Here is an 8,856-nt window from a genome sequence, read left to right as displayed (position 1 = left end):
GCGACGTGGTCCGGCGGCCAGTACAGGTCGGCAAACACATGGCGTGCCGATCGGAGGCCCGGCGCTTCGGCCGTGGCCACGGCGACGGCATCGACGTACACGGCCGCCCAGTCGGACCGGCAGCACCGCACGGCGAGACGCGCCACACGATGTAGCAGGGACAGTGGGGGCGTCTCAGAGGAAGACGTGGGCCTCATAGCTCAACGACCGTCGGGGAAACGGTCCGCTCGGGGACGGGGACCTCAACCGCCAGGATACGCTCACCCCGGGAGGTGGCGGTGAGCGAATCGGCGCAGGTCACAGCAAGCCAGTGGCGCACGGGATGGCGCCACATGTGCGCTGGATTACGCTTCAGCGGCGGCGGTCAGCGTTTTCTGCACAGAGCCTGCGTAACTTTCACCGAAATGATTCAGGTGATTGATCAGGTGATACAGGTTGTAAATGTGCCGCCGAACCGTGTACTCGTCGTCCAGCGGCCAGGCCTCGCGATAGGCGTCGTAGAACCGGTCGTCGAACCCTCCGAACAGCTCGGTCATGGCCAGGTCGGCCTCGCGGTGCCCGTGGTACGCTGCCGGGTCGATGAGTGCCGGTTCCCCGGTAGCGGTAATCATGAAGTTGCCCTTCCAGAGATCGCCGTGCAGGATCGATGCGGGCGGTCGTGCGGGCAGCACTTCCGGGAGTTTCAGGTACAGCGTGTCCAGCCGATCGTCCCAATCGGGGCGCCAGCGGTCGCTCTGACGTGCGCGCTCTACCTGCGGCTCAAGGCGGTGTTTGCGGAAAAAGACGGGCCAGTCGGATTCCTGCGTATTGGCCTGCGGGAGACGTCCGATGAAATTATCCGTCTCAAAACCGAAGTGGTCGGCCGTTGCCTGATGCAATTCTGCCAGACCGCGCCCAAAGGTTTCCCAGAATCGGCGGCCCTGGCGTCCCGCGTTGATCCATTGCATGAGGAGAAACCCCGGCCGGTCCCCGTCCGGTGGCGCGGTATCCAGGACGTCCGGCACCAACAGCGTGTCGGTTGCCTCGCCGAGTGCATTGAGCCCGGCGACCTCCCCCGGGAAGGTGCGGGCAACCGGTTCTTCGCCCCACTTCAGAAAATACGACGCCTCGCCCGTCTCCAGCCGGCAGCCATTAGCGATGCAGCCTCCGCTCACGGCGGCACACCCCTCGATGCGGGCGTCCAGGGTTTTGGAAAGGTGGTCAAGCAGAACGTCAGGTATCATGGGCAGCGGAGTAGCGACGGCAGTGAGAAGAGAGAGACGGGGCGTCATCCGCACGGGCGACCGGTGCGCCCGCCGAGAATCGAATGCGTCGGCGTCCAGCAACAGAATACAAACCTTAACGGGCCTCGTGCAAGATGGCGTGCAACGGCGCCGATCGCGTGCGGGAATCGTTCCCGGCACGCCGTGTAGGGGATTCCTCTACATGCGGCCGGGACATGGACCCACGGTGGCGGAGTAACTTTCCTGTCTCCGGTGCCTCGGCTGCCTTTGTTAATTATCGTTCGCAGCCGTCCTCCGGCGGCAGTGCCCTCCATTCGCCCTCTTTCGACGCTCCGGGCGGCCGGCCCCCTCAGTCCGGTTGACACGTCCCCGGCTTGCGTTCTACCTCACCTGCCCGTGATCGCCATGCGAAATCCGTTTCCTTCCATTCCGGCGAACATACGCTGGCCGATGTTTATCATTGGCCTGCTATCCATTAGCATTACCGCGAGCGCCTACACGTTTTACAAAGCCCATTCGGACGGCGGGCCAGCCATCGTCGAGAACTATTACGAGAAGGGCAAAAACTGGAACGCCTCCGCAGAGGCTCGTCGCAATGGAGGACGTCTCGACGTGAAGATTCGCGTGCTCCCTTCGACCGGGGACAGCAACATGCGGCCGGTTGAGGTGACCGTGCGCGATAGTACCGGGGCGACCGTCGACGACCTGACGGGCATGATCCGCGGTCTCCGGCCCCACCTCGCCGCACCGGTGGCGGCCGTTCCGCTTCGCCCGGTCGACGAGACGCCCGGGACGTACCGTCAATTGCTTCCCATGGCTGCCGGCGGCATCTGGGACTTCGAAATCGACGGTTCGCGGGGCGAGACCCCGATTCAGACGACCATACGTGTTCGTCTTTAAGGCCACTGTTCGACGCCACGGTTCTCCCGCTTCTCCCGCCCTCGCATGCCGGAACTCACCTCCCATCCCGCCTCGTCCGGCGACTCGCTCCCGAGCGATGCCGTCGTCGACGTGACCGATCCCGACGCCTCCCGCAAGCCACCGTCGGCCAGTACGCCGTGCCAACACTGCGGCCTGCCGGTTGGCTCTGCGCCGGTCGGCGAGGACCCGTATTTTTGCTGCACTGGCTGCGAGATCGTCTTTCACGCTCTGCAGGAAAACGGGTGGGACGAGACCTTCTACCGCCTGAGCGACGTGGCGCGGGAGCGAGACGCAACCCCGGCCTCTCCGTCGATCGACCCGCTCGTTCTGAGCGAACTCGATAGCGACGCCTTTCTCGATGAGCACACGGTCGAGCACGACGACGGGACCCGATCAGTCGATCTGTTCCTCGACGGCGTACACTGCGCAGCCTGCGTGTGGCTGGTCGAACGACTCCCACAGGAACGCGCCGGCGTCCTCGACGCCCGGCTTGACCTGCCGCGAGCCCGCCTGAGCCTGCGCTACGACCCTGACCACATTGCGCTCTCCGACGTCGCCCGGTGGCTGGCACAGTTCGGCTATACCGCTCACCCGGTTCGGCACGACTCGGCGAGCGCACGCACCGAAGGCGAACGGCGGCTCCTTGTTAAGGTCGGCGTCGCATGGGCCCTGGCCGGCAACGTGATGCTGCTCGCTCTGGCTCTCTATGCCGGGCTCGACGCCTCGCAGGATCCGGGCCTCGCCACAGCGGCTCGCTGGCTGAGCATGCTCCTGGCGATGGTCGCCGTCGGGTATGGCGGCATGGAGTTCTTCTCGCGAGCATGGGCCTCCGTGAAACTCGCCGGGCGCACGGGCAACTTCCGAAGCCTCCACATGGATACACCGATCGCCGTCGGTATCGGTGTCGGCTTCGGCGACAGTGCCTGGGCCACGATCAGCGGGACCGGCGACGTCTGGTTCGACTCCATCACCGTACTGATCGCCGCCCTGCTGACGGCGCGCTGGCTGCAACTCCGCAGTCGTCGCCTCGCCGGCGATGCCACGGACCGGCTGTTGTCGCTGATCCCCTCCATGGTCCGGCGCGTTACGGCATCCGGAGACACCGAGACGGTCCGGATCGACGATGTCTTCGTGAACGACGTGGTGCGCGTCCCCTCCGGCGAGGTCATTCCGGTGGACGGGCGCGTGGCGACGGGCTCGTCCACGATCAACAACGCCGTGCTGACGGGGGAAAGCCGTCCCGTCTCCGTCTCCGCCGGCGACGAGGTTACGGCCGGGGCGACCAACCTGAGCGCCCCGATCGACGTCCTCGTCCAGGCATCCGGCACGGACACGCGCGTCGGCCAGCTCCTGGCGTGGGTGCGCGATGCGTCCAGCGGCGACGCCCGCGTCGTGTCGCTGGCGGATCGCCTGACCGGCTACTTCGTCACCGCGGTCGCTGTCCTCGCGCTGTTCACGGCCGCGCTCTGGTGGTTCCTGGATCCAGGCCAGATGGCCGTCCACGTCGTCGCGCTCCTGGTGATCACGTGCCCGTGCGCCCTGGGGATGGCGACGCCCCTTGCCATGGCCGTCGCCGCAGGCAAGGCTGCCCGGGCTGGCATCTTTATCAAGAACGAGTCGGCCCTCCAGGTGCTAACGGGGGTCGATGCCGTCGTCCTGGACAAGACCGGCACCCTCACGGAGGGACGGCTATCCCTCGTTGAGGTGGTGGGCGATGAGAACGCCGTCACCCTGGCCGCCAAACTTGAGGAAAGCAGCACCCACCCGATCGCCGACGCGCTCGTTCGCGACCGCGGCGTCTGCCCGGCGCCGGGAACCGCCCCGCCCACTGTGACCGACGTCGAGACCACGCAGGGACAGGGTATCTCCGGACGCGTCGATGGGGTCCCCGTCGCCATCGGCCGGCCGGACTGGGTTCAGCGCGAGCACACGACACTCGAGGGCGATGCCACGGAAGACGACCCGTTCGCGCGCTTCGCTCACGACGGCTACACGCCGGTCGCTGTGGCCGTGGACGGAGATCTTTGCGCGGCCCTCGCCTTTGGCGACCGCATCAGACCGAGTTCACGCGACATCATCCAACGCCTGACCGAGGCGGGAACCGACGTCTACCTGTGCTCCGGGGACCACCCCGACACCGTCCAGGCCGTCTCACGCAAGCTCCGCCTCCCCTCGAATCGCGCCTCCGGACACGTTTCTCCCGAGGAAAAGCGCGATCGTGTAGACGCCCTCCGGGCGAACGGACGCACGGTCATGATGGTCGGTGACGGCGTCAACGATGCTGCCGCCTTGCAGACCGCGGACGTCGGGGTTGCCGTGGAAGGCGGATCGACCGCAAGCCTGGTCGCTGCCGACATTTTCCTGACACGGGACGGACTCGACCCCGTCTCCGAGCTTCTAACCGGAGCCGACCACGTGATGCGCGTCATCCGGGGCAATCTCACGTTCTCGTTGAGCTACAACGTCCTCGGTGCCGCCGCGGCCATCGCCGGCCTCGTGGGTCCGCTCGTCGCAGCGATCGCCATGCCCATCAGCTCGCTGATCGTGGTGACCGCCTCCATCCTCCAACGCTCCTTCCAGACGGAGAACGACGGTCGGGCTGACCCTGAAACACCGTCTCCATCCCGGACCGACCGCCCGCCGACAACGGCCACTACCAGCCGTACGGCCACGCCGGGTGCCGTCGCAACTCCTTCCTGAACGCGTCGACCCTACGACCACACCCGATCCAGCCATGGTTGTATTCTACATTCTAACCCCCGTTGCCCTGATACTCGCCGGCCTCGGCGTCGCGGCCTTCTTCTGGTCGGTGCGGACCGGTCAGTATGACGACGTTGAAACTCCGGCCATTCGCATCCTTCTTGATGACGATGCAGACCAACCGGAATCGTGACGCCCTGCACACGCTCCTTCGCACTGCGATCCCCTGCCCTCCGACGTACCCTCTCCTCACTAACCGCGATTCTCCATGAACGACCCCGCCACCCAACCTGACGCTACGACCGCCACCACACGGTCTGATATCGCGCAGCCCGTCACGCCCGTTGCCGGCACAGAAATCGAAGCGCGGACCGCCGAGTTCACATGGACGTCCGTTCCCGATGCAACGGATTACCGGCTGCAGATCGGCCCAGAGGCGGATTTCACGAATCCGTACTTCGACGCAGCGGTCGGCAAGACCACGACGCTCTCCGTCTACGACGTTCTGCCGGAAGACGGGTCTACCTGTTACTGGCGCGTGCATGCCATCACCGATGACGGGGCCACGCCCTGGAGCGGCGTCGCTCATTTCATCGCCTCGCCCGACCCCGTCGTCGAGCAGGCAAACGAAACGGCACGCCAGGCAACCGCAGCCAACGACACGCCCGTTCCGGCCCACCCGACGGAGAAGGCCCCGGTGGACGGTCACTCCGCCACGTTCGAGTGGACGCCCATGCCGACCACGACCGGGTACGAGGTCGAAATCGCGCCAACGACCGACTTCGACGAGCTCGTCGTCAACGTTCCCGTTCGCGACACAAACGTTCTCACGCTCTACGCCATGCTGCCGGAGAACGGGGCAACCTTCGCCTGGCGCGTCCGCGGCGTCCGCCCGGACGGATCGCTCACCGAGTGGTCATCCGCAGCCTCGTTCGTGGCAGCCACCGATCAGGAGGTGATCGACTACGAGGCCGAACTGGAGCGGAAAGCCGAGGAGGAAGCCGAGCAGGAGGCCCTGAAGAAAGCCGAAACGGCGGCTGAGCGTGCGGAGGCCCGGTCCCCGGTGCTCACCGCACAGACGAGTGGTACATTCGCCTACACGGTTGCCTACCTCATCATCTTGACTTTTGCCGCGACTATATACCTGATTGCAAGTGTAGCCTGACGGAAACCCGTCCGACGACACTCACCCACATTTCGAAATCCATGGGTGAGGTCCATGGGTGAGGTGACGGTTTCCTTTGAGAAGCCGTCACTGAGGGCAGCACCGCGCCCGGTCAACCGGCACATCGCCGCGCTTGGCCGGGCGTTGGTGCGTCTACACGCAATTACCGTGGGACCGTACGCTGGGACGGCAGGCGGCGAACCATCGCCGGCAAATGGGTGCTCGCTGTTACATACATTGGTCTGTCCCCGATTTTCGACTCACTCCCCCTCCTCCCTCGATGACGCCCTCGCATTTCTCCCGCTCACAACGCATCCCGGCAGTGGTCCTCTGCCTCCTTCTTCTCCTCTCCGGCTGCCATTCGGGGGATTCAGAGTCGGCGAACACGTCCCATCCCGCCGCTATCGCAATTGACGGTACCTTCGGCGACTGGGATACGGTGCCGGCACTGGCGCGTGACCGCGTAGGAGACGGTACCTCACTCGACCTCACGTCGCTCACGCTGGCGCACGACGACACCTACCTGTTCGTAACGTTCGGACTCGACGCGCCGACGATCCTGCAGGAAAACAACGACCTCACGCTGGCTCTCGATCTGGATGCTGACGCATCTACCGGGAACGCCGATGGTTTCGAGATCACGTGGACCTTCGGGGAGCGGTCGGGCACCTTCTTCGGGGCGAACGACGAGCGCCTCGGACACGCTGATCTCGGGTTTACGTCGCTACCGACCGTCGCCAGCAAACGCTACGAGGTGGCGTTGGACCGGTCGGCAGCCCCCGGCGGCCAGGAATGGCTGGCCACGGGCAGCTCGGTCTGCGCTGCACTGATCGGCGGCGGCGACCGCGTCCCGGATGCCGGGAAAACCTGCTACTCGCTCGCATCGGCATCGCCCAACCCACACGACGATCCGGTCGATCTCGCCCGCCCCCAGGGTACGCAGGTCCGGTTCATGACGCACAACGTTCTGCGCGATACGATCTTTACAGACCCCGTTCTGGAGCCCTACCAGCGGATCTACCAGGCCGTGGCGCCGGACGTCTACGCGCTGCAGGAGGTTTACGAACACGGTGCAGTGGAGACCCGGCGCCGTGTGGCGGAGCTGGCGGGCACCTCCGCCGGGGACTGGTACGCATCGAAGCTCGGACTCGACCTCGTCGTCGTCAGCCGATTCCCCATCTCGGCCGAGCATACGATTCCCGGCTTCGAGGGCTACGAAAGCGGTGCCTTTCTCCTCGACACCCGCGACGCACTAGGTCATCCGATCGTGATGGTGAATATGCATCCGCCCTGCTGCACAGGCGGCGATCCGGACGCCGACATGAAACGACAGCAGGTTGCCGACGCCGTAGCCGCCTTCATGCGCGATACGCGGGCGGACGGCGGACCGCTCGACGCACCCGCCGAAACACCGATCGTCGTCATGGGCGACATGAACTTCGTCGGAGACGCCCAACAGCCCCAAACGATGGTGACCGGCGCGATCCAGAACACGTCTGTCTTCGGCTCCTCCGGTTCGACAAACCAGACGGCCGTGCCGCTCATCGATGTCAACCCGAGCCAGACCGGCTCTCCGTTCCACACGACGTGGGAGAACCCCGGAAGCTCGTTCCCCCCGGGACGGCTGGACTACGCCTACCTGTCGCGAAACGCGGCCCCGGCGCGCAATGCCTACGTTCTGAACACCCGACACCTGCCGGACTCGGTCCGATCCGCTGCAAACCTGCGGGCCGGCGACACCGCGGCAGCCAGCGATCACCTGCCCATCGTCGTGGATCTTGGAGTCGACGACTCCTGACCTGCGTGGCACCGCACGCCTGCCGGAATGCAGGGTACGTACGCGAGCACGGTTTCCGGGAAGGTGTCGGTGACGAGGAGAAAGCCCTCCCCGAAGCGAACGACGCCTTCCCAGTTGCGTCCGGTCGTACCCGCGCGGGCGATCCAGATCGGCGGCGTCTCGGTGCGGCGAATCTGCGACCCGGTGATCTGCAGTTCGACAAGTCGCTCGACGGCACCCCCGTTCCGGTGCGACCATCCGATGCCGTGTTCCATCGCCACCGAGTCCGTTGCCGGATTCAGAGCGTTGACCTCGCCTTCGTAGAGATAGTTCGTCACCCAGAATCGCCCGGCGCTGTCCGCGTTCGTGGCATCGGTCAGGCGGTACTCGAGGGACGGCATGGGCAAGGATGAGATCAGCTGCAGGTCTTCCGTGAGGCGGATCGCAGCGGGGGCAGCGTTCACATTGGCGCCGTTGGCCTCGAACAGCGCGACGAGTGCGCCGTCGTGATGCACCAGCGCCTCATATGCCATGTTCGAAATGGCCACGGGGACCGGGACCTCCTTCGTCTCGGAAAAGGAAAGGGCCGGACGGGGCGATGCACCCGCTGCGCCTTTTCCTACGAATGCACGCATCCCCGACCCGCCGCCGTGTTTGCGGGTCGCCTCAACTGTTGCGAAGACCGTGCGACCCGCGACCGTCACCGCCTCAACGCCCTGGTACCCCGGTACATGCGCAAGGGACGTGGCATCGACCGGAATGGCCTGAGGCGTAATGCCGGGGCTGTCCCTATCGCCTGAAGACCGGTCGACTGCAGCGGTCAGATCCGATCGATGGACGGCATAGACAACGGGGACGGTATCGCCCTGCACGCCCGGATACTGCGGGAGCAGCAGGAGACGGTCGCCCCACCAGGCCAGCCCCGAAAGCTGAGCCTCTCGCCGGCCGGCGGGACCGTTAATCCGGATGCGCCGGGGCACCGCCTCTCGCACAAACCCCGGAGGCATGGTTTCAGCGGAGTCTGCCGGCGGAGACGCCTGCGGAAGCATGGGCCGGTCCGAACCGGTGCG

The 8,856-nt window shown here is 65.7% G+C and carries 9 protein-coding genes; 5 read left to right on the top strand and 4 right to left on the bottom strand.

Annotation, left to right across the window (positions count from 1 at the left end):
- The 3 genes from ACFCU0_RS13790 to ACFCU0_RS13780 form a co-directional block, all read right to left on the bottom strand.
- The coding region (locus tag ACFCU0_RS13790) for a hypothetical protein (protein WP_434974262.1) at window positions 1-197 on the bottom strand (197 nt) is incomplete at its 3' end.
- Window positions 194-334, bottom strand: coding sequence for a hypothetical protein (locus tag ACFCU0_RS13785; protein ID WP_434974261.1), 141 nt, complete (start codon window positions 332-334; stop codon window positions 194-196). The genes ACFCU0_RS13790 and ACFCU0_RS13785, both read right to left, overlap by 4 nt.
- 10 nt (window positions 335-344) lie before the next feature.
- Complete coding sequence (locus ACFCU0_RS13780) at window positions 345-1,223, bottom strand: fructosamine kinase family protein (RefSeq protein WP_434974260.1); 879 nt, start codon at window positions 1,221-1,223, stop codon at window positions 345-347.
- A gap of 405 nt (window positions 1,224-1,628) precedes the next feature.
- Here ACFCU0_RS13780 and ACFCU0_RS13775 point away from each other — a divergent pair, with 405 nt between their 5' ends.
- The 5 genes from ACFCU0_RS13775 to ACFCU0_RS13755 all read left to right on the top strand — a co-directional run bounded on the left by ACFCU0_RS13775 (window position 1,629) and on the right by ACFCU0_RS13755 (window position 7,807).
- Window positions 1,629-2,123, top strand: coding sequence for a FixH family protein (locus ACFCU0_RS13775; protein WP_434974259.1), 495 nt, complete (start codon window positions 1,629-1,631; stop codon window positions 2,121-2,123).
- Window positions 2,124-2,168: 45 nt separating this feature from the next.
- Window positions 2,169-4,844: a heavy metal translocating P-type ATPase gene (locus ACFCU0_RS13770; protein ID WP_434974258.1), complete on the top strand. Its 2,676-nt coding sequence runs from the start codon at window positions 2,169-2,171 to the stop codon at window positions 4,842-4,844.
- 34 nt (window positions 4,845-4,878) lie between these two features.
- Window positions 4,879-5,037, top strand: a complete 159-nt coding sequence (gene ccoS, locus ACFCU0_RS13765; RefSeq protein WP_434974257.1) for a cbb3-type cytochrome oxidase assembly protein CcoS — start codon at window positions 4,879-4,881, stop codon at window positions 5,035-5,037.
- Between the two features lie 75 nt (window positions 5,038-5,112).
- The gene (locus tag ACFCU0_RS13760) at window positions 5,113-6,009 is read left to right on the top strand and encodes a hypothetical protein (protein WP_434974256.1); all 897 of its coding nucleotides are present in this window, start codon (window positions 5,113-5,115) and stop codon (window positions 6,007-6,009) included.
- 280 nt (window positions 6,010-6,289) lie between these two features.
- Complete coding sequence (locus tag ACFCU0_RS13755) at window positions 6,290-7,807, top strand: endonuclease/exonuclease/phosphatase family protein (RefSeq protein ID WP_434974255.1); 1,518 nt, start codon at window positions 6,290-6,292, stop codon at window positions 7,805-7,807.
- Here the strand turns inward: ACFCU0_RS13755 and ACFCU0_RS13750 are convergent.
- The coding region (locus tag ACFCU0_RS13750) for a hypothetical protein (protein ID WP_434974254.1) at window positions 7,765-8,856 on the bottom strand (1,092 nt) is incomplete at its 5' end. The genes ACFCU0_RS13755 and ACFCU0_RS13750 overlap by 43 nt on opposite strands.

Origin of the sequence: Longibacter sp. (genome assembly GCF_051155795.1) — a bacterium.
Classification (GTDB): Bacteria; Bacteroidota; Rhodothermia; order Rhodothermales; family Salinibacteraceae; genus Longibacter.
This window is presented reverse-complemented; position numbering and strand designations above follow the sequence as displayed.